At 69.6% G+C, this 24,279-nt stretch carries 22 protein-coding genes; 16 read left to right on the forward strand and 6 right to left on the reverse strand.

Features of this window, described 5'->3' with window-relative positions:
• Positions 1 to 243 precede the first annotated feature (243 nt).
• Both ACIPC1_RS39790 and ACIPC1_RS39795 read right to left on the reverse strand, forming a co-directional pair.
• Positions 244 to 864, reverse strand: a complete 621-nt coding sequence (locus tag ACIPC1_RS39790) for a TetR/AcrR family transcriptional regulator (RefSeq protein WP_402526590.1) — start codon at positions 862 to 864, stop codon at positions 244 to 246.
• A gap of 83 nt (positions 865 to 947) precedes the next feature.
• The gene (locus ACIPC1_RS39795) at positions 948 to 2,126 is read right to left on the reverse strand and encodes a Glu/Leu/Phe/Val dehydrogenase dimerization domain-containing protein (RefSeq protein ID WP_402526593.1); all 1,179 of its coding nucleotides are present in this window, start codon (positions 2,124 to 2,126) and stop codon (positions 948 to 950) included.
• A gap of 341 nt (positions 2,127 to 2,467) precedes the next feature.
• Here ACIPC1_RS39795 and ACIPC1_RS39800 point away from each other — a divergent pair, with 341 nt between their 5' ends.
• From ACIPC1_RS39800 to ACIPC1_RS39820, 5 genes are all read left to right on the forward strand, one after another.
• The gene (locus tag ACIPC1_RS39800; protein ID WP_402526595.1) at positions 2,468 to 3,673 is read left to right on the forward strand and encodes an MBL fold metallo-hydrolase; all 1,206 of its coding nucleotides are present in this window, start codon (positions 2,468 to 2,470) and stop codon (positions 3,671 to 3,673) included.
• A gap of 362 nt (positions 3,674 to 4,035) precedes the next feature.
• On the forward strand, positions 4,036 to 4,356 hold the full coding sequence (locus ACIPC1_RS39805; protein ID WP_402526598.1) for a transposase domain-containing protein: 321 nt from the start codon (positions 4,036 to 4,038) through the stop codon (positions 4,354 to 4,356).
• Positions 4,357 to 4,784: 428 nt separating this feature from the next.
• A complete protein-coding gene (locus ACIPC1_RS39810) occupies positions 4,785 to 5,423 on the forward strand; it encodes an LmbU family transcriptional regulator (protein WP_402526601.1) in 639 nt (212 codons plus the stop codon).
• 159 nt (positions 5,424 to 5,582) lie between these two features.
• The gene (gene aroF / locus ACIPC1_RS39815) at positions 5,583 to 6,635 is read left to right on the forward strand and encodes a 3-deoxy-7-phosphoheptulonate synthase (RefSeq protein ID WP_402526604.1); all 1,053 of its coding nucleotides are present in this window, start codon (positions 5,583 to 5,585) and stop codon (positions 6,633 to 6,635) included.
• Between the two features lie 246 nt (positions 6,636 to 6,881).
• Positions 6,882 to 7,850: a ParB N-terminal domain-containing protein gene (locus ACIPC1_RS39820; RefSeq protein WP_402526650.1), complete on the forward strand. Its 969-nt coding sequence runs from the start codon at positions 6,882 to 6,884 to the stop codon at positions 7,848 to 7,850.
• Between the two features lie 140 nt (positions 7,851 to 7,990).
• Here the strand turns inward: ACIPC1_RS39820 and ACIPC1_RS39825 are convergent, their stop codons facing one another.
• Both ACIPC1_RS39825 and hppD read right to left on the reverse strand, forming a co-directional pair.
• On the reverse strand, positions 7,991 to 9,085 hold the full coding sequence (locus ACIPC1_RS39825) for an alpha-hydroxy acid oxidase (RefSeq protein WP_402526607.1): 1,095 nt from the start codon (positions 9,083 to 9,085) through the stop codon (positions 7,991 to 7,993).
• A complete protein-coding gene (gene hppD / locus ACIPC1_RS39830) occupies positions 9,069 to 10,169 on the reverse strand; it encodes a 4-hydroxyphenylpyruvate dioxygenase (protein WP_402526610.1) in 1,101 nt (366 codons plus the stop codon). Before hppD ends, ACIPC1_RS39825 begins: the two co-directional genes overlap by 17 nt.
• Before the next feature lie 187 nt (positions 10,170 to 10,356).
• On the opposite strand from hppD, the gene ACIPC1_RS39835 reads away from it, so the two are divergent.
• From ACIPC1_RS39835 to ACIPC1_RS39870, 8 genes are all read left to right on the forward strand, one after another.
• Entirely contained in the window at positions 10,357 to 11,451 is a 1,095-nt protein-coding gene (locus ACIPC1_RS39835; protein WP_402526613.1) for a prephenate dehydrogenase, read from the forward strand.
• A gap of 146 nt (positions 11,452 to 11,597) precedes the next feature.
• Positions 11,598 to 12,932, forward strand: a complete 1,335-nt coding sequence (locus ACIPC1_RS39840) for a PLP-dependent aminotransferase family protein (RefSeq protein ID WP_402526616.1) — start codon at positions 11,598 to 11,600, stop codon at positions 12,930 to 12,932.
• A 113-nt stretch (positions 12,933 to 13,045) separates the two neighbouring features.
• Entirely contained in the window at positions 13,046 to 14,128 is a 1,083-nt protein-coding gene (dpgA, locus tag ACIPC1_RS39845; protein ID WP_402526619.1) for a 3,5-dihydroxyphenylacetyl-CoA synthase DpgA, read from the forward strand.
• 14 nt (positions 14,129 to 14,142) lie between these two features.
• Positions 14,143 to 14,802 (forward strand): enoyl-CoA-hydratase DpgB, encoded by a 660-nt coding sequence (gene dpgB, locus ACIPC1_RS39850; protein WP_402526621.1) that lies wholly within the window; start codon positions 14,143 to 14,145, stop codon positions 14,800 to 14,802.
• Complete coding sequence (dpgC, locus tag ACIPC1_RS39855; protein WP_402526624.1) at positions 14,799 to 16,076, forward strand: (3,5-dihydroxyphenyl)acetyl-CoA 1,2-dioxygenase DpgC; 1,278 nt, start codon at positions 14,799 to 14,801, stop codon at positions 16,074 to 16,076. The genes dpgB and dpgC overlap by 4 nt, the downstream gene beginning before the upstream one ends.
• Complete coding sequence (dpgD, locus tag ACIPC1_RS39860) at positions 16,073 to 16,876, forward strand: enoyl-CoA-hydratase DpgD (RefSeq protein WP_402526627.1); 804 nt, start codon at positions 16,073 to 16,075, stop codon at positions 16,874 to 16,876. The genes dpgC and dpgD overlap by 4 nt, the downstream gene beginning before the upstream one ends.
• Before the next feature lie 44 nt (positions 16,877 to 16,920).
• Positions 16,921 to 18,414 (forward strand): tryptophan 7-halogenase, encoded by a 1,494-nt coding sequence (locus ACIPC1_RS39865; protein ID WP_402526630.1) that lies wholly within the window; start codon positions 16,921 to 16,923, stop codon positions 18,412 to 18,414.
• Positions 18,415 to 18,416: 2 nt separating this feature from the next.
• Positions 18,417 to 19,277: an alpha/beta fold hydrolase gene (locus ACIPC1_RS39870; RefSeq protein ID WP_402526633.1), complete on the forward strand. Its 861-nt coding sequence runs from the start codon at positions 18,417 to 18,419 to the stop codon at positions 19,275 to 19,277.
• Here ACIPC1_RS39870 and ACIPC1_RS39875 read toward each other — a convergent pair.
• On the reverse strand, positions 19,207 to 20,487 hold the full coding sequence (locus ACIPC1_RS39875) for a sensor histidine kinase (protein WP_402526636.1): 1,281 nt from the start codon (positions 20,485 to 20,487) through the stop codon (positions 19,207 to 19,209). The genes ACIPC1_RS39870 and ACIPC1_RS39875 overlap by 71 nt on opposite strands.
• Positions 20,488 to 20,516: 29 nt before the next feature.
• Positions 20,517 to 21,170, reverse strand: a complete 654-nt coding sequence (locus ACIPC1_RS39880) for a response regulator transcription factor (RefSeq protein ID WP_402526639.1) — start codon at positions 21,168 to 21,170, stop codon at positions 20,517 to 20,519.
• Between the two features lie 246 nt (positions 21,171 to 21,416).
• Here ACIPC1_RS39880 and ACIPC1_RS39885 point away from each other — a divergent pair, with 246 nt between their 5' ends.
• The 3 genes from ACIPC1_RS39885 to ACIPC1_RS39895 all read left to right on the forward strand — a co-directional run.
• On the forward strand, positions 21,417 to 21,623 hold the full coding sequence (locus ACIPC1_RS39885) for an MbtH family protein (RefSeq protein WP_402526642.1): 207 nt from the start codon (positions 21,417 to 21,419) through the stop codon (positions 21,621 to 21,623).
• A gap of 54 nt (positions 21,624 to 21,677) precedes the next feature.
• Entirely contained in the window at positions 21,678 to 23,714 is a 2,037-nt protein-coding gene (locus ACIPC1_RS39890; RefSeq protein WP_402526645.1) for an ABC transporter ATP-binding protein, read from the forward strand.
• Positions 23,715 to 23,765: 51 nt separating this feature from the next.
• Positions 23,766 to 24,279 (forward strand): AMP-binding protein (locus ACIPC1_RS39895; protein WP_402526648.1); only part of this gene is annotated, 514 nt, incomplete at its 3' end.

Raw genomic sequence — 24,279 nt, forward strand, 5'->3', positions numbered from 1 at the left:
GGGGGGTGGGGGGGGGGGGGGGGGGGGGGGGGGGGGGGGGGGGGGGGGGGGGGGGGGGGGGTGGGGGGGGGGGGGGGGGGGGGGGGGGGGGGGGGGGGGGGTGGGGGGTTTTTTTTTGGGGGGGGGGGGGGGGGGGGGCGGGGGGGGGCCCCCCCCCCCCCCCCCCACCCCTCGGCGTCTGCCGGGAGAGCCTTCGGGCGTACGAGGTGAAGTGGGCCATCCCGCCTGGGACGGTATGCGCTCTCAGCGCACCGCCGCCGTCAACGCCTCCCGCTCAAGGCCGAGTTCGCGCGCGAGTGCCTCGTCCACCCACTCGTGGGTCTGAGCCCGAGACACCGCACCCTCGTACGCGGTCATCTGCACGGCGAGCCCGTCGAGCAGCGCTGTCAGACGAAGGGCCGTGCCGGTGGGGTCCGGGCAGCGGAACTCACCCGCGGCCACGCCCTCCGCGATCACCTCGATGATCGCGGCCTTCCACTGCCTGTCGAGATAGCACGTGACCTCTCTGAGCGCGGGCTCGCGCAGCGCGGCCGCCCAGCCCTCGATCCACAGCCGCCACCCCTTGGCCTGTCCGGTCGGCGCGTACCAGCGCACCGCGGCCCGCAGTCGGCGCAGCGCCGAGGTGCGACGGCCGAGCAGCTTGCGCAGATGGGCGAGGTCGTCCTCGGCGGCGTAGGCGAACGCCTCCGTGAGCAGCTTCTCCTTGGTCGAGAAGTGGTACAGCACCAGCGCGTTGCTCACCCCGAGCGCCGTGGCCACATCGGCGATCCGTACCGCCGCCACACCCCGCGCCTCGATCTGCTCGACCGCGGCGCGCAGCAACTCCTCGCGCCGTTCCGCCACGTTCAACCGCACTCTTGCCACGCGGCAACCCTAATCCCTCGCCAGAGGGCGTGTCGGCGTCGGGTCTCCCAGGTCGCGCCGGGGATGCGGGTGGCCCAGCGCGGTCATCCGTACCAGCCGAACCGCTCGGCGATCACCGGCAGTCGGTCGGCGACGATGGCGTGCGCGGCGGCTCGCGGCGTGCTCCCGTCGGCCTCCGCGCGGGCCAGCATCTGGTCGATGAGGGCGCGCATGGAGCGCCGGATGTAGGCGAAGGCCTCGTCCGCGTCCGCACCGATGTCGCCGAACAGCGTCCACCACCACCAGGCGTTCGTGCCGGAGTTGACCACGACGTCCGGCAGGACGGTGACTCCGCGCGCGGCGAGCAGTTCCTCCGCCTCGGCCAGAAGGGGCATGTTGGCCGCCTCGACGATCCAGCGGGCGCTGATCAACTGCTGGTTCATGGTGTCGATCGCATAGGAGACCGCCGCGGGCACCAGCACCTCCGCGTCGGCCGACAGCCAGGCGTCGCCCGGCAGTTCACGGTCGGCCGGGCGCAGCGCCGAGCGGTCGACCGTCCCGTAGGCGTCCCGCGCCGCGAGCAGCGCGTCGACGTCGAGGCCGTCAGGGTTGCCGATCGTGCCCTTGATGTCGGCGACGGCCACTATCGTGAGTCCCGCGCGCGTGAGGAAGCGTGCCGTGGCCCCGCCCATGGTGCCGAGCCCCTGCACGGCGACGCGCGTCCCCGTGTACGGCATGCCGGCGCGGTCCAGGGCCGCGAGCACCGACTCGGCGACACCGCAGCCCCCGACCAGCTCGTCGAGCCCGATCCCGTCCACCTCCACCGCGAACGCGTCCGCGAGCCGCCGTCTCGCGGTCACCTCGTCGTCGAGCAGTGGGTACACGGCCTGGATGGAGGAGACGAGGCCCGCCTCCTCGGCGGCCCGGTCGACCAGGTCCTGGGTGAGACCGAGGTCCTCGCCCGTGGTCCAGAAGTTCTCGATGTACGGGCGCATGGCGCGCAAGTAGCGCACCAGGAGTCCGTACGCCGCCGGGTCCTGGGGATCGCAGTCGATGCCGCCCTTGGCGCCGCCGAGCGGGATGTAGCGGCCCTCGGGGTGGTAGTGCAGGGCTTCTTTCATGGTCATGCCGCGGGCGAGCCCGGCGACCTCGTCGAGCGTGCAGCCCGCCCGCATCCGCAGTCCGCCGCTGGCGACACCTCGTACGAGCCGGTCGACCACGAGGAAGCCCTGGTGGCCGGTGACGTGGTCGGTCCAGGTGAGCGTCATCAGGGGGGCGGTCACGGGGTCTCCTCGGTATACGGCGATCAGGGGGCCGGCCGACCGGCGCGAGGCCCACCGCCGTGGGGGTGTCGGAGTCCTCGGTACATGGTGTCCCCAAAGGCGGCCGGACGGGCGGGGCCGGACGGTCACAGTACGCGTACTGAACCGGCAGTCAGTAATTGAGCTCCTGGTGACGGAAACAGGCACACACCCGCCCCGGGGTTAGGAAGAAGGGGGCGCTCCATGGGGTTGAGGAGATACAGGCCGTACGGTCACGGACATCGCGCTGTGACGGGTCCGCCCCGGTGCTGTCGGAGGCGGCGACCATAATGAAAGCCTGACTGACTCCACCTGGAGGTACTGTGACCGGTTCCCGTCCCCTGAGCTCCGGGCTCCGCGCGCTGCGGCCCGCCGCCTTCGGCGCGGATCCGAGCGGTGAGCGACTGGCGCGCATCCGCAGATCGCCCAACTTCGCGGACGGTGTCTTCAAGAACCCGGCGGGTACCCCCCGGCCCGACGGCGCCATGCGCGAGGCCGCGAAGGCCTACTTCCGTAAGGAAGAGCGTGTCCAGCGCGCTCCGGTCGGCATGGTGCCGGTGCACGCCACGACGCTCGCCGACCTCGCCCGGCCCGCGCCGAGCGGGCTGCGGCTCACCTGGATGGGGCACTCCAGTGTGCTCGCCGAGATCGACGGGCACCGGGTGCTCTTCGACCCGGTCTGGGGCGAGCGATGTTCTCCGTTCAACTTCGCCGGACCCAAGAGGCTGCACCCCGTGCCGCTGCCGCTGGCCGCGCTCGGACCCGTCGATGTGGTCGTCATCTCGCACGATCACTACGACCACCTCGACCTGCCCACGATCAAGGCCCTGGCCGGCACGGACACGGTGTTCGCGGTGCCGCTCGGTGTCGGCGCCCACCTGGAGCACTGGGGCGTGTCGCAGGACCGGCTGCGCGAGCTGGACTGGAACGAGTCGACGAAGGTCGGCGGCATCTCCCTGACCGCCACACCCGCCCGCCACTTCTGCGGCCGGGGTCTGCGCAACACCCAGCACACGCTCTGGGCGTCCTGGGCGGTGGCCGGTGCCGACCACCGGATCTACCACAGTGGTGACACCGGCTATTTCGAGGGCTTCAAGGACATCGGCGCCGAGCACGGGCCGTTCGACGCCACGATGATCCAGATCGGCGCGTACAGCGAGTTCTGGCCCGACATCCATATGACGCCTGAGGAGGGCATGCGCGCCCATCGGGATCTTCAGGGCGGGCGACGGGGGCTGGAGGGTGGTCGGCCCGGCGGCGTCATGATGCCGATCCACTGGGCGACGTTCAATCTGGCGGCCCACCCGTGGGCGGAGCCGGGCGAGTGGACGAAGGACGCTGCCAAGGACGTCGGGCAGGCGGTTGCGTTGCCCCGGCCGGGCGAGCCCTTCGAGCCTGCGGGAACCCTTCCCACCGATGCCTGGTGGCGAGGCGTCTCCGCGCCCAGTGCGCACCCGTGGCGCCGTGCCAAGGAGCCGCTTGTCGCACCGGAGGCGTCGGGTGATTTCGACCTTGCCGGTGAGCGCTGACCTCGGCAGTGGATGATCTCGCTTGACCTGCGCGGATGCTGCGTGACGTGCGGAGCCAGGATCGGGACGGAGTGCTGAGGGCCGTCGACGGGCCGCCTCGTGCGGGGCGGTCGGCGGTGCCGCTGCAAGGGCGCCACGTTCGGGCAGGGGACCTCCCGGGTCGGGGCGCCCCGACCCGGGAGGTCCCCTGCCTTACCGACTCGTGCGGCGGCGACATCGTGGGCGGCCGGGCAGGGTAGCCCTTGTGTCGTTCGGCAGGGGCAGTACGCGCCTGAGGGCGGTGCGGACTTGATGGGTACCTTGATCCATCCCGCCGGTTCGACCGGGGTGTGAGTCGGTGTGCGGACACCTTGGCTGGACCAATGTTGCCAGCACTCTTCCGAGGACCGTGCAGCGGCGGCTGGGTGATCTGCCCTCACGGGTCGGGCGTCTACTTCCTGCTTGCGATGTGCCTGTTCCCCGAGGTCCGCCACCGGCTGGTCCGGGACAGGCCGACCGTCGGCCTGTCCAGGATGCCGGTCGCCTGTCCGACCGCGAAGGCGTTGCGTCACCTGCGCCGGAGACGCGGTAGTGCGCCGGTGCGGGTGTTGTTCGAAGTACTGGCCGGGCCGCCGGCCCGGCCAGGGATGCCGGGGTGCGGTTCGGCCCGTGCCGGTCGGTGTCTCACGAGACGACCAGATTGAGCACGGTGATGTGCTGTCCGCAGTTCGGGCACTCATGGTCGGTACCGAGTGGAGGCGCCAGTGGCCGGAGTCGATCCTGATCCGCGGCGACTGCGGTGTCCGCGGAAGTCGCGGCGACTGCGGTGTCCGCGAGGCCGCGGTGGGTTCGCCACCACCGGGCCCTGCATCTGGAGCCGCAGAACCTGCGCGTCGGGATCCTGCTGGACCAGGTGAACTCGGCGCCGCAATCCGCGCACTGCCGGGCTGCGGTGACCATGACGCCTCCTCGGTCGGCTTGCGGTAAGAGTGATTCCGGATGCATGCGTTCAGTAGATCCCGGCCCGGGTTTCGGCACCGTAACGCCAGGCTGTTGCACGGGTGTCACTCACTGTTGGTGGCGCGGCCGGTGTGAAGCGGTGAAACCTCGCCGAAACCGACCTGAGTGGAGGATGGACGCCGACCAGAAGGGCAGGGAGGTGTGCATGATGTCCATACCTGTGAACGGGCTGACGGCTACACGACGAACCGGATTGGCACTCCCTTCCGATCTCTCATTGGCCGAGTGGAGCCACCTCGGCCAGCAGATTCATGTCATCGCCGACTCCTCGGCATGGTGGCTGGGTGACTGGCTCGTCTTCGGCCAGGAGCACTACCCCGGCCATTACCGACGGACCGTGGAACAGACCTCGCTCGACTATCAGACACTCCGTAACTACGCCTGGGTGGCACGGAAGTTCAGCCCCGGTCGACGGTGGGGCAAGCTGAGCTTCCAGCATCACGCGGAAGTGGCTGCCGTCCCGGAGGCCGAACAGGACGCATGGCTCACTCAGGCCGAGGAGGGCGGCTGGTCCCGGAATGAATTACGTCGGCGCATGCGCGTGCAGCGGCAGTCTCCCGACGTCTCGGTCGAGTCGGCCCTGGTTCAGGTAAGCGTCGTCGCCGAGCGCAGAATCCGTTGGCAGCACGCGGCAGAAATCGCAGGTCTCGGGCTCGCCGATTGGATTGTCCAGATGCTGGACGAGGCGGCCGACGACTTCGACCCGCCTATTTCCGGACTCGCGGCTGCCCCGCGAGCCCTGGAGGTGTAAACAGTTATTCATTGAGACAGTGTCATTTCCGGTGTCTGCTGTCCCGCCGGCGGGACAGCGGCGGCGGGCTTTTTTTGGACAGCGTTCCCGCGATTCTTCCGGTGCTATCTTCAGCGGCACTCAGGTAATCGGAAGTAGTAGTCGCGGGAGGTATTTCGCATGGTCGTTGTGATGGCCCCGGAGGCCACTCAGGAAGATATCGACGCCGTGGTAGGCCTGGTGCGGGCAGCCGGCGGAGAAGCGTTTGTCAGTCGTGGTGTGACACGTACGATCGTCGGCCTCGTGGGCGATGTCGGCGAGTTCGACGCCCTCAACCTCGGCCGCCGCAGCGGGGTCGCCGACGTGGTGCGGATCTCGGACCCGCACAAGCTGGTCAGCCGGGAGCACCACCGCGCCCGGTCCGTCGTCCGGGTCGGCGGGGTGCCGATCGGCCCCGGCACCCTGACCGTCATCGCCGGTCCGTGCGCGGTCGAGACCCCGGAACAGACCCTCGCCGCAGCCATGATGGCCAAGGCCGCGGGGGCGTCGCTGCTGCGCGGCGGGGCGTTCAAGCCGCGCACTTCGCCGTATGCCTACCAGGGGCTCGGCGAGGAAGGGCTGCGCATCCTCGCGGACGTGCGCGCCGAGGCGGGCATGCCGATCGTCACCGAGGTGATCGATCCGGCAAGCGTCGAACTCGTCGCCCGCTATGCGGACATGCTTCAGGTCGGCACCCGCAACATGCAGAACTTCGCACTCCTTCAAGCGGTGGGCTCGACCGGAAAACCGGTGCTCCTGAAGCGTGGTTTTGGCGCCACCATCGATGAATGGCTGATGGCCGCCGAGTACATAGCGCAGCGCGGCAACCTCGACATCGTGCTGTGCGAGCGCGGTATTCGGACGTTCGAGACCGCTACTCGGAACACGCTCGACATCAGCGCCGTTCCGGTTGTTCAAGGGCGGTCCCATCTGCCGGTCATCGTGGATCCCTCGCACTCCGCCGGACGGCGGGAATTGGTTGCTCCGCTAACCCGCGCGGCACTGGCCGTCGGCGCCGACGGCGTCATGATCGATGTGCATCCCGAGCCGGCCGCGGCCCTTTGCGACGGCGCCCAGGCCCTTGTGGATGCCGACCTTGATGAGATCTCAAGCATCGTCACGATTCTTTCTCCACTGATGGGCCGCACGCTCACCCAGCCGGTGCCACGCGGGAGTTTGAATCCGGTGGGCTGATCGGTAACTGCCGTACGCCAGTGGTGTACAGGGTATCGAACGGCCGGATCCGCTGTTAGAGTCGGCTTCGAAACAGGGAACGGCCATTCGCATTATCTGCGTAGTGGATCAACGGGGGGGTGGTCGAATGAATTCGGCCGCGGTCGGAGATCTTCAATACGGCGTCCAGCGTTCGCCCGCTATCACCCCGATGGAATTCATTTCGCGGAGAGTTCACGTTGGAGTACGGGGGAGCGTGGGGTGGAGATGCTCGAGCAAGAACTTGAGGAAGTGGTCGTCGAAGTCGACATCGCGTCGATTTCGACGGCCGAATCACCGCGGAGTTTGGGAGAGGACCCGGATCACATACATGCACTTTCGGAAGCCGAGGTTCCGTTACCGCCCATCATCGTGCACCGATCCACGATGCAAGTGGTCGACGGTGCCCACCGGTTACGGGCCGCGGAGCTCCGCGGCGACAAGCACATCAAGGTCAGATTCTTCGACGGCAGCAAAGCCGACGCGTTCGTTCTCGCCGTCGGATCGAACATCGCTCACGGCCTCCCGTTGTCGATGGCGGACCGGAAGGCCGCGGCCGCGCGCATCATCGTGTCGCATTCCCAGTGGTCGGACCGGATGATCGCGTCGGTCTCGGGAATCTCGGCGGGCACGGTGGCGGAGGTCCGCCGGCGGACGTCGGCCGAGGACGTGGACAGTGGCAACCGTATCGGCCAGGACGGCCGTGTCCGTCCCGTCAGCAGCGCCGCGGGGCGCGAACTGGCGAGTAGGCTCATCATGGCGAACCCGGGACTGTCACTGCGTCAGATAGCCCGGGCCTCGGGGATCTCCCCGGAGACGGCCCGGGACGTCAGAAACCGGATGAGCAGAGGTGAGGACCCTTTGCCGAAGCCGCGCGGCGCGGAAAACGCGGCGGGGGGCCGGAGAGCCGAGGTCCTGAGCCGGGCCACGGCGGTTGCGCCCGCCGCCGAGGAGGTGCCGATGGCCGAGCGTCTCGCGGCCGTGCACCGCCTCAAGTCGGACCCCGCGCTTCGGTTCAACGAAACGGGCCGCAAGCTGCTCCGGCTGCTCAACGTCAACATGCTCAGCGCAGAGGAATGGCAGGAGATCATCGAGAACGTGCCGCCGCACTGCAGCACCATCGTCGCCACCCTCGCCCGTGAGTGCGCGGGGATGTGGGACGAGATCGCAGTCCGGGTGGATCTCCAGCTCGCCTAGTCAGGCACCGCAACGCAGACGTCCAAGCAGCGAGATCTCTGGTTGGACACCTGCGACTGAACACATGCCGATACGGGGAATCCGGCCAGGACGAAGGCTCCACGTCCTGGCCGGTTCGTGTGTCTGACGGGAGCCGGCGCTCAGCGTATGGTGCGCAGTTCCCGCGCCTGCCCGACATCGGCGCAGCCCGCGAGCCCCATGGACGTACGCAGTTCGTCGGCCAGCAGCTCGAACGCCCGCCGGACGCCTGCCTCGCCGGCCGCGGCCAGGGCCCAGATCACCGGCCGCCCCACCAGCACCCCGGCCGCGCCGAGGGCCAGCGCCCGGAGGATGTCCGTACCGCTGCGGACGCCGCTGTCGAGCAGCAACTCGCAACGGCCGCCGAGCGCGGGCGCCAGCTCCGCCAGCGCGTCGAGGCTCGGTACGGCACCGTCGAGCTGCCGGCCGCCGTGGTTGGAGACGACAATCGCGTCGGCCCCGCAGTCGGCGGCGCGCAGCGCGTCCTCCGTGGCCAGGATGCCCTTGAGTACCAGCGGCAGCCGGGTCCGCTCCCGCAGCCGGGCCACCGTGGCCCAGGTCATCGCCGGGGAGAACGTCCGGCCGGTGTGCACTGCCACGGCGGAGGCGTCCGTGGGCCGGGTGTGCGCCGTCCCGTCGGCGTCGAGGTGCACCGCCCGCACCTCGGCCGGAAGCGTGAACCGATTGCGTACGTCCCGCAGTCGACGCCCCATCCATGGCACGTCGACGGTGAGCATGAGCGCCTCGCAGCCGGCGTCCTCGGCCCGGCGGGCGAGCTCCAGGGCCCGGTCGGCGTCGTGCAGCCAGTACAGCTGGAACCACACGGACCCGCCGATCGCGGTGATCTCCTCGACCGGCACGTTGCTCAGCGTGCTGACCGTGAACGGCACGCCCGCGGCCTTCGCCGCCTGGGCGGTGGCGAGTTCACCGTCGGGGCTGACCAGCCGGTGGTACGCGACCGGGGCCACGGCCAGCGGCATTGCCGCCGGTCGGCCGAGCAGGGTGGCGGCCGTCGTGCACTGCGAGACATTCCGCAGTACCCGGGGCACCAGGAACGTGCGGTCGAACGCCGCGCGGTTGGCGGCCAGCGTCGTCTCGTCGCCGCTGCCGCCCGCCACGAAGTCCCGTACGTCGGGGGGCAGCACGGCGGCGGCGGCCTGCTCGAAGTCGGCCAGGCATTCGGCGGCTGCCGCGGACCGGTCAGCGCCGGTGGTCACGCTGCCCGGTCCTCTCCAGCTCCACGGCCTCGTACAGCGCCTTGATGTTCGCGCTGCCGAAGGTCTGGGCTCCCTGCCGCTCGATGACCTCGAAGAAGAGGGTGTGCCGCGGGTGGGTGGAGGCGGCGAATATCTGGAACAGCTGCCCGTTGTGGTCCTCGTCGGCGAGCACGCCCGTGGCGCGCAGGTCGCCGAGGCGCCGCGGGCTGAGGTCGATCCGTTCGCCCAGCAGGTCGTAGTACGTGTCGGGCGTGGTGAGGAAGGTGACCCCGCGGCCGGCCAGGGTGCGTACGGAGCGGACGGCGTCCTGGGAGGAGAAGGCGAGGTGCTGGACTCCCGCTCCCTGATGGCTTTTCAGGAACTCGTCTATCTGCCCCGGCAGGGCCGTGTCGTCGGGCTCGATGAGAGTGAACGTGACGGTGCCGGAGGGGCTCTGTACGACCTTCGAGTGCATCGCCTGGGCGCCGACGACGATGTGCTCCGAGAAGATGTCCCGGAAACCGAGCGCCTGCTGGTAGTACGCGACGGCCGGGCCGAGGTCGCCGGTGCCCAGGCAGACCGCGATGTGGTCGATGTCGAGCAGACCCACCTCGGTGCTCGGCGGGCTCGCCGGACGTAGCGCGGGCACAAAGCCGGCGGGCAGCCTGGGGCCGGCGTCCGGGGCGCGCTGGACGAGGGTGTGGACGACGTCCCCGAAACCCTGCACCGTGGCGGTGACGGCCGGGCCGTCACCGGAATGCTGCGTCGGCTGCCGGTCGACCCGGGCGCCGTTGGCCACCGCGGCGTCGAGGGCCGCAGCCACGTCTGCGGTGCGCAGCGCGATGTCCGCGACGCCGTCGCCGTGGGCGACCACGTACGCCGAGGCGGGGTGGTGGTCGGAGGTCGCCTCGGTGAGCACCAGGGTGATCTCCCCGTGGCCCAGCGCCAGACTGCGGTGGTCCGCGGAACCCCCGGTGCCGACAACTGTGAACGCGTACCGGTCGACCCACTGGAATGCGGCTGACTCCAGGTTCTCCACATACATCTCGATGTAGTCGATGGCGAGATCCGCGAGCGGTTCCGCGGCTTTCGATGAATTCCTCATGTCTGTCCCCAGATCCGGAAGAAAACCGAGCCTGCCGAACTCTAGGCGGCCATGCGGGCGTCCAGCCATCCGCGCCATTCGGGCGGTTACCGGGTGGGTGGACACCGGGCGGTCTCCATAAACTGCGCCGCGTTATTGTTTCCGGGCCGCGATCCCTTCGGACGGGTGATGTCTTGTGATTCGCACCATGGCTGTCATCGGCACCGGCCTGATCGGTACGTCGGTTGCGCTCGCCGCCAGTCGGCAGGGCGTGTCGGTGTTTCTGTCCGACCGGGACAGGGCTGCGGCCAGGACCGCCGCCGCGCTCGGCGCGGGCCGGGCGGAGGAACCCCGTCAGCCGGTCGACCTGGCCGTGATCGCGGTGCCGCCGAGCCAGATCGCCGCCGTTCTCATCGCGCTGCAGGGCCGCGGTCTGGCCCGCGCCTACACCGATGTGGCGAGCGTGAAGGCCGGCCCGGAGCAGGCCGTGCTCAGCCGTGCCCCCGAACCCGCCCGGTACGTCGGCGGGCATCCGATGGCCGGCCGGGAGCGGTCGGGACCGCTGGCGGCGCGGGCCGAGCTGTTCCGGGGGCGGCCCTGGGCGCTGACCCCGCACAGGCTGACCTCGCGCGCGGCCCTCGACCGGGGCCTGGAGCTGGCGGAGTTGTGCGGCGGGGTCCCGGTGGTGATGCGGAGCCGCGGACACGACGAGGTGGTGGCGCTGACCTCGCATGTTCCTCATCTGCTGGCCAGCCTGATGGCGGCCAGGCTGTGCGACGGCCCGGCCGAGGTGCCGCTGCTGGCCGGGCAGGGCCTGCGCGACGTGACCCGGATCGCCGCCGGCGACACTCGCCTGTGGGGCGACATCCTGCAGTCCAACGCCGCTGCGATGGCGGGGGTGGTGAAGGAGCTGCAGGCGGATCTGTCGCGGGTGGCGACGGCACTCGACGTGCTCGCGGAGGCGGACGACGGAGGCTGGGCCCATGGCGTGCGGACCTTGGAGGACCTGCTCACCCGGGGCAATGCCGGACTCGCGGAGCTCCCTCGGCAGGGCGCCGGGAGGCCGGTGGGCGACGCGGTGATACGGGTGCTGGTCCCGGACGGCGCCGGGGAGCTCGACCGGTTCCTCGGCGCCGTCGTGGTGCTCGGCATCGCCGTCGACGACGTCGTCGTGGAGGGGGCGGAGGAGAGCGGGCTGAGCGTACGCATCCCCGTTCCCGCAGCCGATGCCGAGCGGATCGGGGCCAAGCTCGGCGCCGACGGATGGGACGCCGTACCAGGCGAATTGAGGCCCGGCAAATAGTGTCCGACAAGGCCGTCCAAGTGCGCAGTTCGACCGGTTGGACGGCGTTGTAGAAACACCGGCGAGGGTGTGATGCTAAAGCTTCCGAGCCGCCCTCACGCATTGGTCTCGAACCACCCTCATAAACTTTCGTACGGGGGAAAATCATGTCAGGAACCACCGTCGAAACGCAGGCCCGTTCACGGGTTCAGCTGGAAATAAAAGAGCTGCACGGCAGCCTTTCCGATCCGGTGCTGGACACGATGAACTTCCTCAATGAGGTGACCCATCGCTATCCGGACGCGATCTCCTTCGCCCCGGGCCGGCCGTACGACGGGTTCTTCGACACCGAGCAGGTCTTCACCCACGTACGCCGCTATCTGGGCCACCTTGCGGAGCAGGGGAGTTCGGAGCGCGACATCCGTACCGCGCTGTACCAGTACGGGCCGACCGCGGGGCTGATCCGCGGGATCATCGCTGACTCGCTGCGCGCCGACGAGGACACCGATGTGCCGGCCGAGTCCATCGTGGTGACCGTCGGTGCCCAGGAGGCCATGCTGCTGGTGCTGCGCGCGCTCTTCGCCGGCCCCGACGACGTGTTGCTGGTCTCCAGCCCCTGCTATGTGGGGATCACCGGCGCGGCCCGGCTGCTCGACGTGGCCGTGCGCCCGGTGGAGGAGCGCGAGGACGGGTTCAACGCCGCCGACCTGGAGGCCGCGGTGCTGGCGGAGCAGGCGAGTGGCCGCCGCCCCCGCGCGTTCTACGTGGTGCCCGACCACTCCAACCCGTCCGGGAACACGATGGGACCGCAGGCCCGGAAAGAGCTGCTGGAACTCGCCGAGCGGTACGACTTCCTGGTGCTGGAGGACAGCCCCTACCGGCTGGTGAGCCCCGGTGTGCCGCAGCCGACGCTGAAGTCCCAGGACCGGGCCCGCCGGGTCGTGCATCTGGGCTCGTACTCCAAGACCGTGTTCCCCGGCGCCCGGGTCGGCTTCGTCGTCGCGGACCAGTGCGTCCTCAACGCCGTGGGCGAGGAACATCTGCTGGCGGACGAACTCGCCAAGATCAAGAGCATGGTGACGGTGAACACTTCGTCGCTGAGTCAGGCCGCGGTCGCGGGCGCGCTGCTCGGCGCGCGGGGCCGGCTGTCGGAGCTGAACGCCGAGGCGGCCGCGTACTACGGCAACGCGATGCGGGAGACGTTGCGGCAACTCGACATCCAGCTGCCGGCCGCCCGCCGGGAGGCCCTCGGGGTGCGCTGGAACAAGCCCACCGGCGGCTTCTTCCTCACCATGCGGGTCCCGTTCCGGGTGGACAACACCGTACTGACCACGTCCGCACAGGACTTCGGCGTGATCTGGACGCCGATGACGCACTTCTGTCCCGGCACCGGCGGCCACCACGGCATCCGGCTGTCGATCAGCTATCTGACGCCCGATGAGATCGAAGAAGGCACCGCGAGACTCGCGCGCTTCGTCGAGGCGAGGAGCGGGCTGCTCTGAACGGCGGTACCGCCTGCTGTGCAGTTTCCAGCGAGAAGGGTGAGGCACGTGTCCCGACCGAGTCGCAATCGAAAGCCGCGGAGCAAGCCGCGTATGTGGGGGTGGACTTTCCGATGAACCTGGCAGCCGAACTACGGCCCCGCGCTCTGGGCGTGGGCACGGCGGTGACTCCGACGTCGTACACCCAGCAGGAGGTGCTCGACGCCTTCGAGATCATCGACCCCAAGATCCGTTCGGTGTTCCTCAACAGCGCCATCGAGCGCCGCCATCTGACGCTCCCCGCGCCGGACGGCAAGGGCGGCCGCGTCCACGAGCCGCAGGGCGACCTGCTCGACAAGCACAAGGCCAAGGCCATCGAGATGGGCACCGAGGCGCTGCGTGCCTGCCTCAAGCGGGCCGGGGCCGAACTCTCCGATCTGCGCCATCTGTGCTGTGTGACCTCGACCGGACTGCTCACTCCGGGACTGAGCGCCCTGCTCATCAAGGAACTCGGCATCGACCGCCACTGCAGCCGCTCCGACATCGTGGGCATGGGCTGCAACGCCGGCCTGAACGCCCTCAACCTGGTCTCCGGCTGGGCCGTGGCCCACCCCGGTGAACTCGCCGTCGTGCTCTGCACGGAGGCCTGCTCAGCCGCGTACGCCATGGACTCGACGATGCGCACCGCAGTCGTGAACAGCCTCTTCGGCGACGGTGCCGCCGCGATCGCGATCCGCTCGGGCGCGAACCCCGACGACTTGGCCGTCGCTCCCGAAGGTCCGCGCATCCTCAAGTTCGCCAGTTGCATCATCCCCGACGCCTCCGATGCCATGCGCTACGACTGGGACCGGGAGCAGGGCCGCTTCAGCTTCTTCCTGGATCCGCAGGTCCCCTATGTGGTCGGCGCCCACGCCGAGTTGGTGATCGACCGGCTGCTGGTGGACACCGGACTGCGCCGGAGCGACATCTCCCACTGGCTGGTGCACTCCGGCGGCAAGAAGGTCATCGACGCCGTCGTGGTCAACCTCGGGCTGACCCGGCACGACGTCCGGCACACGGTCGGTGTGCTGCGCGACTACGGCAACGTGTCGAGCGGTTCGTTCCTGTTCTCCTACGAACGGCTCCTGGACGAGGGAGTCGCGAACCCGGGTGAGTACGGCGTGCTGATGACCATGGGGCCCGGCTCCACGATCGAGACGGCGTTGGTCCAGTGGTGAACGCGGAGGGTGTCATGGAAGAAGTGCTGACCGTGGTGATCGACGGGACCGAGCCGCTGTCGGCCGCGACCGTGGAGGCCGTACGGACGGTGTGCGACCAGGCCGAGGACCGCGCCGGCTCCGGCCTCGTCGTCGTGCAGGTCAGCGGGGCTCCGGCGGAGGGCTGGACCAGCGGCCTCGACGTGATGCAGGTCAGCAAGTGGGAGCGGATGCTGCGTCGGCTGGAGCGGCTGCCCAGGGCCACCGTCGCGGTGGCCACGGGCGACTGCGGCGGCGCGGCCCTGGACGCCTTCCTCACCTGCGACGTGCGGGTGGTCACCCCCGGCACCCGGCTGCTCGTGCCCGGCGACGGGACGGCGACCTGGCCCGGGATGTCCGGCTACCGGCTCGTCCAGCTGGCCGGGGCCGTGCGGGTCCGCCGGGCGTTGCTGTTCGGGCTGCCCATCGAGGCTTCCGAGGCGCTCGCGATCGGCCTCGCCGACGAGTTGGCAGACGACCCGGCCGTGGCGCTCGCGGCCGCCGCCGGGCTGGTCCGCGGGTTGGCCGGAAAGGAGGTCGCGATCCGACGGCAGCTGCTCTTCGACGCCTCGACGACCAGTTTCGAGGACGCTCTCGGCACACATCTGGCGGCCTGCGACCGGGTGTTGCGGGTGCCCGTGGCGGAGGCGTCGTGACCGTCCCGCTCTGGCCGGCGCTGCGGGAAGCGGCCGACCGTGTCGATGCCCTGGTGGCGGCGCTGCCCGAACCCGGCTCGCGGCTGCCCGAGGAGCGGACGGAGATCGCCGCGGCGAAGGACACGGCCCGCGCGCTGCGGACGCGCTATCTGCAGACGCACGCCGACGCCGTGTACGACCGCCTCACCGGCGGCGGCCTGGACGAACTACGCCTCGACGAACTCGTCGCCGCCGCCGCGGCCCAATTCCCCGTCCTGCTGCCGACGGCCGGGCAACTCGCCGCCGACCGAGGTCGACCGCAGGCGGACAAGGAGGGGTACGAGATCGACCAGGGCATCTTCCTGCGCGCCGTGCTGAACTCACCCCGGTCGGGGCAGCATCTGCTCCACGCGATGCTCCGGCCGACCCCGCGGGCGCTGGCGCTGCTGCCGGAGTTCACCCGCACCGGCGTGGTCGAGACGACGTCCGTCCGGCTGGAACGGCGGGACGGCGCGGCGTATCTGACGATGTGCCGGGACGACTGCCTGAACGCCGAGGACGACCAGCAGGTCGACGACATGGAGACCGCCGTCGACCTCGCGCTCCTCGACCCGCAGGTGAAGGTGGGTGTGCTGCGCGGCGGCACGATGACCCATCCCCGCTACCGGGGCCGACGGGTGTTCAGCGCGGGCATCAACCTCAAGAGCCTGCACGCCGGCGATATTTCGCTGGTCGGCTTCCTCCTGCGCCGCGAACTCGGCTACATCCACAAGCTCGTCAGGGGAGTACGCAGCGAGGAGGCTCCCTGGCACTCCCGTACCGTCGAAAAGCCCTGGGTCGCGGCCGTCGAGACGTTCGCCATCGGCGGCGGTGCCCAACTGCTGCTCGTCTTCGATCATGTACTGGCCGCGTCGGACGCGTATCTCAGCCTGCCCGCCGCACGCGAGGGCATTGTGCCCGGGGCCGCCAACCTCCGGCTGGGCCGGCACACGGGCCCCCGGATCTCCCGGCAGATCATCCTCCAGGGCCGCCGGATCCGGGCCACCGAACCCGACGCCCGGCTGCTGATCGACGAGGTCGTGGAGCCGGAGGAGATCGACGAGGCCGTGGCCGGCGCCGTGGAGAGGCTGCGCGGCCCGGCCGTTGTGCCCAACCGGCGAATGCTGAACGCCGCGGAGGAGCCGGTGGAGGAATTCCGCCGCTACATGGCCGAGTTCGCGCTGCAGCAGGCCCTGCGTCTGTACGGCGAGGACGTCATCGGCAAGGTGGGCCGGTTCGCGAGCAGGGCCGGATGACCGCCGCCCGCGCCCGGGTGCGCTACGAGAAGAAGGACCACGTCGCCCATGTCACGCTGGACCGGCCCGAGGTTCTGAACGCGATGGACCTGCGGATGCACGAGGAGCTCGCCGAAGTCTGGGACGACATCGAGGCCGACGACGAGGTGCGGGTGGCGGTCCTCACCGGAGCGGGCGAGCGGGCCTTCTCCGTCGGCCAGGATCTCAAGGAGCGGGCTCGCCTCGACGCGGCCGGCACGCCGCCGACCACGTTCGGCAGCCGCGGGCTGCCGGGCTGGCCGCGGCTGACCGACCGCTTCACCCTGTCCAAGCCGGTGCTCGCACGGGTGCACGGTTACGCACTGGGCGGTGGCTTCGAACTCGCCCTGGCCTGCGACCTGATCGTCGCCTCGGACCAGGCGGTCTTCAGCCTGCCCGAGGCGCGGCTCGGCCTGATCCCCGGCGCGGGCGGAGTGTTCCGGATGGCCCGGCAACTGCCGCCGAAGGTGGCGCTGGGCTATCTGCTGACCGGCCGTCGGATGAGTGCGGCGACCGCGCTGGCGTACGGCCTTGTCAACGAGGTGGTGCCGGCCGAGCAGTTGGACCGGTGTGTGGCCCAGTGGACGGACGACCTCGTCCGCAGCGCTCCGCTGTCGGTCCGGGCCATCAAGGAGGCGGCGCAGAAGTCCGTCGACATCCCGCTGGAGCAGGCGTTCACGACCACATACGTCTGGGAGGAACGCCGTAGGCGCAGCACGGACGCCGTTGAAGGAGTCCAGGCGTTCGTGGAGAAGCGCCGTCCTGTCTGGTCCGGCCGCTGAGAGCTCGGACCGCTGTAAGAGCGACAACGCCAGGAGGCGGAAGCATGGGTAGTGAAGGTCGTCAGGAGTACGACGTCGTGGTGGTCGGGGGCGGTCCCGGTGGTTCGACACTGGCCGCGCTCCTCGCCATACAGGGCCACCGGGTCCTCATTCTTGAGAAGGAGACCTTCCCGCGGTATCAGATAGGCGAGTCGCTGCTGCCGTCGACGGTCCACGGCGTCTGCAAGATGACCGGGGTGTCCGAGAAGCTCGACGCGGCCGGATTCACGCGGAAGAAGGGCGGAACGTTCCGCTGGGGTGCCAACCCGGAACCGTGGACGTTCTCCTTCTCGGTGTCCCCGAAGATCGCGGGCGCCACCTCGTACGCGTATCAGGTCGAACGCTCGAAGTTCGACAACATCCTGCTGGAGCACGCGGTGGAGAAGGGCGCGGAGGTCCGCTTCCAGGCGTCGGTCCTCGATGTGATCGAGGAGGGCGAGCGGGTCACCGGGGTGACGTACACCGACGTCGACGGGACCGCGCACGAGGTGTACGCGAAGTTCGTCGTGGACGCCTCGGGCAACGGCAGCCGGCTGCACAAGCGAGTGGGCGGCACCCGGGAGTACTCGGAGTTCTTCCGCAGCCTCGCGCTGTTCGGCTACTTCGAGGGCGGCAAGCGGTTGCCCGCCCCGAACTCGGGCAACATCCTGTCCGCGGCGTTCGAGAGCGGCTGGTTCTGGTACATCCCGCTCACCCCGGACCTCACCAGCGTCGGCGCTGTCGTCCGCCGGGAGAACGCCGACAGGATTCAGGGCGATCCGGAGCAGGCCCTGCAGGCGCTGATCGACGAGTGCCCGCTGATCAAGAACCACCTGGCGAACGCGACCCGGGTGAAGGACGGCCAGTACGGCCAGCTGCGGGTGCGCAAGGACTACTCCTACCACCAGACGAAGTTCTGGCGGCCCGGCCTGGTGCTCATCGGCGACGCCGCCTGCTTCGTCGACCCGGTGTTCTCCTCCGGCGTGCACCTGGCCACCTACAGCGCCCTGCTGGCGGCCCGCTCCATCGGCAGCACCCTGGCCGGGCTGGTCACCGAGGACGCGGCCTTCACCGAGTTCGAGGCCCGTTACCGCCGGGAGTACGGCGTCTTCTACGAGTTCCTGATGTCCTTCTACGACATGCACGTCGACGAGGACTCCTACTTCTGGTCGGCGAAGAAGGTCACCCACAACCAGCACACCGAGCTGGAGTCGTTCGTCGAACTCGTCGCCGGCGTCTCGTCCACCGAGTTCGACCTCGACGGGGCCGAGTCCGCGGCGCTGCGGATGAAGACCAAGTCGGCGGAGTTCGTCACCGCCATCGACGAGATGTCCGCGGACGGCGACGGGAACATGACGCCGCTGTTCCGCTCCTCCGCCGTACGCCAGGCGATGCAGGAGGGTGCGCAGGTACAGAGCCGGGCGTACCTCGGCGAGCACCTCGGCGCGGACGTCCCGATGTTCCCCGGCGGACTCATCACCTCCGACGACGGCATGCTCTGGCAGCCCGGGCCGGCCTGACGATGCCTGTCGTCCGGATCAACGGGAGCCGACTGAACTACGAGGAACACGGAACGGGGGACCCGGTCGTCATGGTCACGGGCACCGGGGCCCCCGGCCGGATGTGGCGTACGCACCAGGTCCCCGCCCTCAAGGCGGCCGGCTTCAAGGTGATAACCGTCGACAACCGCGGGATTCCGCCGAGCGATCCGTGCCCCGAGGGCTTCACCCTCGACGACATGGTGGCGGACATCGCGGGCCTCATCGACCATCTCGGTGCCGGGCCGTGCCGGGTCGTGGGCTTCTCCCTGGGCGGCATCGTCGTCCAGGAACTGCTCCTCGCCCGGCCGGAGCTCGTCCGGTCGGCGGTGCTGATGGCGAGCAGCGGCCGGGCCGACACCTTCGCGACCGCACAGGCGGTCGCGGAGATGGACCTGGCCGACAGCGGGGTGAAACTGCCGCCCCGCTACGCCGCCTATGTGAACGCGCTGCAGAGCCTCTCTCCGCAGACCCTGGGTGACGAGGAGCAACTGCGCGACTGGCTGGACATCTTCGAGTACTCCGCCATCGACCTGGCCTCGGTCCGCGGCCAGCTCGGTCTGCAACTGATCCCGAACCGGTTGCCGGCGTACCGGAACATTCGCTGCCCCTGCCTCGTCGTGAGCTTCGAGCACGACCAGACCGTACGGCCGCAGCTCACCCGGGAGGTCGCCGGCAGCATTCCCGGCGCCGTCCACACCGAGATTCCCGGCTGCGGGCACTACGGATATCTGGAGCAGCCGGCCCTGGTGAACGCCGCGATCGTCGGCTTCTTCACCGCTCCGGCTGCTGCTGGGGTGCCGGCCCAGGCCCGTGGGCGGGCGGGTGAGGAAAGCCGACCGTGAAGACGAGTCCGCCCTCCGGGCGGGCTTCGGTGGCGAGGGTGGCGTCGTGCGCGGTCGCGATGGCCTGCACGATCGACAGCCCCAGGCCCAGGCCTTCACCTTTCGTACGGGGGTCGCCGAGCCGCTGGAACGGCTGGAAGATCTGGTCGACAGCGCTCGGCGGCACCACCGGCCCGGAGTTGGCCACGGTCAGCACTGCGCGGCCGTTCACCTCCCCGGTGCCGACCTCCACCCAGCCGTACGGCTCGTTGTGCCGCAGCGCGTTGTCGACCAGGTTGATGACGAGTCGCTCGGCCAGCGGCCGGTGACCTGCCGCTACCGCGCCCGACAGCGAGCAGCGCAGCGTGACCAGCCGCTGCTTCGCGTCCGCTCGGCGGGCGGTGGCGACCTCCTGCGCGAGCAGGCTCAGATCGAACGTCCGGCGCACCTCGATGCCCGCGTTGCTGCGGGCCAGGGTGAGGAGCGCCTCGATGAGCCGCTCCTGCTGGGCGCCCGCGGCGAGGATCCGCTCGTGTGCCGCGCGCAGCGACTGCACATCCGCGTCGGGGTCGGACAGCGCCAGCTGCCCCAGCGTCCGCTGCCGGGCCAGCGGAGTGCGCAACTCGTGCGAGGCGTTGGCGACGAACCGGCGCTGCGCCTCGAACGACGTCTCCAGCCTGCCGAGCAGACCGTCGAAGGTCTCGCCCAGCTCCCTGAGCTCGTCGCTCGGGCCCTCAAGGGCGAGACGCTGGTGCAAGCTCGTCGCCGAGATGTCCCGGGCGGCCGCGGTGATCGTACGCAGCGGGCGCAGTATCCGCCCGGAGACGATCCAGCCCAGCCCGATCGAGATCACCGACATCAGCGCGAGGGCGATGGCGGACTGCACGAGGAGGTCGTTCAGTACGGCCTCCCGCTGCAAATCCATGATCTCCCGCGCCGCGTCCGGCAGGACGTCGCGAGTGCTCTCACCGCCTGACCCCCGGGGCGGCGGCACCGGCGCGGTGCCGCCGGTGCTTTCGGCCGGCCTCTGGCTGCCACCGCCAGGAGCGGCCCGGACACCGGAATGGGAACCGGAAGCGGAGTTGAGGACCAGCAGATACGTGATCGTCAGCAGCGCCGCCCCCGAGACCAGGAACAGCGCCCCGAACAGCAGGGTCAGTCGCAGCCGGACCGTACGGCGCGGCAGCAGCGGGTTCGCGAGCCGGCCGACGATCCGGGAAAGCAGCGACATCGCGGACCTCATGATCGACATCGGGGACCTCATATCCGATAGCCGCGCTTGGCGACGGTCTCGATGACCGCCGGCTCGCCGAGCTTGGCCCGCAATCTGCTGACGGTGATCTTCACGGCGCTGGTGAACGGATCGGCGGCCTCGTCCCAGACCCGCTCCAGCAGCTCCTCCGCCGAGACGGCCCGGCCCTTGGCCGACAGCAGCAGCTCCAGCACGCCGAACTCCTTGGGCGCGAGTTCCAGCAGCCGGTCTCCCCGGGTGACCTTGCGCCGTGCCGTGTCGACCACGAGATCGCCGTGGCGCACCACCGGCGGCACCGCCGGATGCGCCCGCCGCGCCAGGGCGCCGATCCGGGCGACCAGCACCGGGAAGTCGAACGGCTTGGCCAGATAGTCGTCGGCGCCCAGATTGAGCCCGTCGACGAGCTCCTCCGCAGAGGCGGCGGCGGTCAGCATCAGCACTTTGCTGCGCGAGCCGGACGCGATCAGTTCCGAGCAGATCTCGTCGCCGTGCAACCCGGGCAGATCTCGGTCGAGCACGATCACGTCGTAGTCACTGAGGAGAGCGCGCTCCAGACCGCTCTCCCCGTCGAACGTCACATCGACGGCCATCTGCGCCCTCCGCAGGCCGCCGGCCACCGCCTGCGCCATCTCCTGGTCGTCCTCCACCACGAGCACTCGCACTCGCTGCCCCCTTGCTGTGTCCAACTGACTTGCTCTGTCAACCGACTTGCCGTGTCCAACCGGCCAGGAACACCTTGACAGCGAGATCCACAATGTTCCAGCCCTGGTTTCGGCAGGGTTTCAGCTGCTGTCCAAGTGCCGAGAATACGCGGTTGGACGCCGCTTCAATAGTCGGCCTTGCCGCTCCCGAGTGCCCCCGGATACTTTGAATTCCGTCCTGATCCGGGGAAGTTGAGAGGAGTGGCTATGACCAACCCGTTCGACGACGAAAACGGTTCTTTTCTGGTCCTGCTGAACGACGAGGGCCAGTATTCGCTGTGGCCCGCCTTTGCCGAGGTGCCGGCCGGGTGGCGTGTCGTATTCGGTGAGGACGCCCGCAAGAGCTGCCTGGACTACATAGAGGAGAACTGGCAGGACATGCGCCCCAAGAGCCTCATCGACCAGCTCACATAGCCCGGAACGACCGAAGCCGAGGAGAGTGTCGTGTCCATAGGCGGCCCAGGGCCGATGATGATACGCGCGGTGGGTCCCGACCCGTCCGTGACCAAGCAGAAAATAAAAGCCGGGACCGCGAAACGAATAACGCCGTACACCCGGCCGTACCGCGTCAGCATATTTCTGCTGCTGCTCATTACCGTCCTGAACGCCGCCATTATCGTGGCCACCCCTGTCCTCTTCAAATATCTCATCGACAATGGCATCGCCAAGGGCGACTCCGATGTCGTCGTGGGTATCTCCATGGCGGTCGGCGGGCTGGCCATTCTCGGCACGCTGCTGGGGTTCGGCGAGGCCTGGTACTCGGCCCGGGTCAGTGAGGGGCTCGTCTACGAGCTGCGCACCAAGGTCTTCGACCATGTGCAGCGCCAGCCCCTGGCGTTCTTCACCCGGGCCCAGACCGGCGCCCTCGTGAGCCGCCTGAACGCGGATGTGGTCGGGGCACAACAGGCCCTCACCTCGCTGTTGTCCACGGTGGTCTCGGCAGCGTTCACCCTGCTGTTCGTCCTCGCCGCGATGTTCTATCTGTCCTGGCAGATCACCCTGATCTCCCTGATCGTGCTCCCCCTCTTCATCCTGCCCGGCAAGATCGTCGGGAGCCGGCTGCAGCGCCTCATGCGGTCTCAGATGGAGAAGAGCGCCGAGATGGGCGCCCTGATGAACGAGCGCTTCAACGTGACCGGCGCGCTGCTGGCCAAGCTCTACGGCCGGCCGAGCCGGGAGACGCGCCAGTTCTCCGGGCTGGCCGGCAAGGCCCGCGACCTCGGTGTCGTGGCCGCCATCAACGGCAAGATGCTCTTCCTGTCGATGGCACTCCTCAGCGCCCTCGCCACCGCGGCGGTCTTCGGCGTCGGCGGAAGTCTCGTCATCGACGGTGCCTTCCAGATCGGCACCCTGGTGGCCCTGACCACGCTGCTCACCCGGCTCTTCGGCCCGATCACCCAACTCTCCGGCGCCCAGGCCAACGTGATCACCGCCCTCGTCAGCTTCGACCGGCTCTTCGAGATCCTCGACCTCAAGCCGCTCATCTCCGAGAAGCCCGACGCGATCGCTCTGCCCCGCAACGGCAGCGCACCGGACATCACCTTCGAGGGCGTCTCGTTCTCCTACCCGGCCGCAGCGGACGTCTCGCTCGCCTCCCTGGAGTCGATCGCCCTGCCGATGCCGGAGCGCGCCAAGAACGGGTGGACCCTGCGCGATCTGAGCTTCCGGCTACCCGCAGGAAAGCTCACCGCCCTCGTCGGTCCCTCCGGCGCCGGCAAGACCACGATCACGCATCTCGTACCCCGGCTGTACGACCCCGGCGAGGGCACCGTCCGTATCGACGGGCACGACCTGCGCGATCTGACCCTGGAGTCGCTCTACGACACCATCGGCGTCGTCACTCAGGACGCCCACCTCTTTCACGCCACCATCGGCGACAACCTCCGCTACGCCCGCCCGGATGCCACCGAGCAGGAGATGATCGACGCCTGCAAGGCCGCCCAGATCTGGGGCCTGATCGAAGCGCTGCCCGACGGCTTCGACACCGTCGTCGGCGACCGCGGCTACCGGCTCTCCGGTGGCGAGAAACAGCGCGTCGCCATGGCCCGCCTGCTGCTCAAGGCCCCGCCGGTCGTCGTCCTCGACGAGGCAACCGCGCACCTCGACTCGGAGTCCGAGGCCGCTCTCCAACGGGCCCTGGACATCGCGCTCGCGGGCCGTACATCCCTCGTGATCGCCCACCGCCTCTCCACCGTCCGCGATGCCGACCAGATCCTCGTGATCGACGACGGCGGGGTACGGGAGAGCGGCACCCATGAGGAACTTCTCGCTCGGGACGGCCTCTATGCGGAGCTGTACCGCACCCAGTTCGCCCGCAAGTCCTCGGCCAACGGCCAAGCGGCGGTCCCCGAGCCGGTCGGCCCGCGCGGCCCCCACCCGGCCGGTCCGATGGGCGGCGCCTTCCCGGGCCCGGGTCCCGGTCCCGCCCCCTTTCCGGGACCGGCCTCGGGTCCATATCCGGGCCCGCGGATGATGCCTGGCGGCACGCCCCCCGGCCACGGCTGAACACCTGGATCCGAACACCGCCACCGCGTACGGCAGCAGAGGGAGATGTCCATGCAAGGCACGACCGAATCCTGGCGCTCGTTGGGCGAGTTGTTCGATGCCCAGGTGGGCCGTTCGCCGGATGCGGTGGCGGTGGTTGGTGAGGGTGGTCTGGAGTGGTCGTACGCGGAACTCGACGAGCGGTCTGATCGGGTGGCGGGTGTGTTGGCCGCGCGGGGTGTGGGGCGTGGTGATCTCGTTGCGGTGGTGCTGGGCCGCTCGGCGGAGTTGGTGGCGGTGTGGTTGGGGGTGGTGAAGGCCGGTGCGGGGTTTGTTCCGGTGGATCCTGCCTATCCGGCGGAGCGGATTGCGTGGATGGTCGGGGATTCCGCGCCGGTTCTCGCGGTGTGCTCGGAGGTGACGCGGTCGCTCGTGCCCGCCGGGGTGGAGTGCCTGGTCTGGGACTCGTTCGAAGCGGCGGAGTCGACGCCGGCTCCTGTGGTGTCCGTGGGTGCGGACGATGTGGCGTATGTGATTTACACGTCCGGGTCGACGGGTCGTCCGAAGGGTGTGGTGGTGTCCCATC

The sequence above is a fragment of the Streptomyces sp. NPDC087263 genome (genome assembly GCF_044744645.1).
In the GTDB taxonomy this organism is placed as follows: domain Bacteria; phylum Actinomycetota; class Actinomycetes; order Streptomycetales; family Streptomycetaceae; genus Streptomyces.

Bases quoted from the DNA above. Each gene is read 5' to 3' on its own strand.
- ACIPC1_RS39890 (WP_402526645.1), top strand. From the start codon at position 21,678: ATGATGATACGCGCGGTGGGTCCCGACCCGTCCGTGACCAAGCAGAAA.
- dpgA (WP_402526619.1), top strand. From the start codon at position 13,046: ATGAACCTGGCAGCCGAACTACGGCCCCGCGCTCTGGGCGTGGGCACG.
- aroF (WP_402526604.1), top strand. From the start codon at position 5,583: ATGGTCGTTGTGATGGCCCCGGAGGCCACTCAGGAAGATATCGACGCC.
- ACIPC1_RS39835 (WP_402526613.1), top strand. From the start codon at position 10,357: ATGGCTGTCATCGGCACCGGCCTGATCGGTACGTCGGTTGCGCTCGCC.
- ACIPC1_RS39885 (WP_402526642.1), top strand. From the start codon at position 21,417: ATGACCAACCCGTTCGACGACGAAAACGGTTCTTTTCTGGTCCTGCTG.
- dpgB (WP_402526621.1), top strand. From the start codon at position 14,143: ATGGAAGAAGTGCTGACCGTGGTGATCGACGGGACCGAGCCGCTGTCG.
- ACIPC1_RS39865 (WP_402526630.1), top strand. From the start codon at position 16,921: ATGGGTAGTGAAGGTCGTCAGGAGTACGACGTCGTGGTGGTCGGGGGC.
- ACIPC1_RS39875 (WP_402526636.1), bottom strand. From the start codon at position 20,487: ATGTCGCTGCTTTCCCGGATCGTCGGCCGGCTCGCGAACCCGCTGCTG.
- ACIPC1_RS39820 (WP_402526650.1), top strand. From the start codon at position 6,882: ATGCTCGAGCAAGAACTTGAGGAAGTGGTCGTCGAAGTCGACATCGCG.
- hppD (WP_402526610.1), bottom strand. From the start codon at position 10,169: ATGAGGAATTCATCGAAAGCCGCGGAACCGCTCGCGGATCTCGCCATC.
- ACIPC1_RS39840 (WP_402526616.1), top strand. From the start codon at position 11,598: ATGTCAGGAACCACCGTCGAAACGCAGGCCCGTTCACGGGTTCAGCTG.
- dpgD (WP_402526627.1), top strand. From the start codon at position 16,073: ATGACCGCCGCCCGCGCCCGGGTGCGCTACGAGAAGAAGGACCACGTC.
- ACIPC1_RS39870 (WP_402526633.1), top strand. From the start codon at position 18,417: ATGCCTGTCGTCCGGATCAACGGGAGCCGACTGAACTACGAGGAACAC.
- ACIPC1_RS39805 (WP_402526598.1), top strand. From the start codon at position 4,036: ATGTTGCCAGCACTCTTCCGAGGACCGTGCAGCGGCGGCTGGGTGATC.
- ACIPC1_RS39810 (WP_402526601.1), top strand. From the start codon at position 4,785: ATGGACGCCGACCAGAAGGGCAGGGAGGTGTGCATGATGTCCATACCT.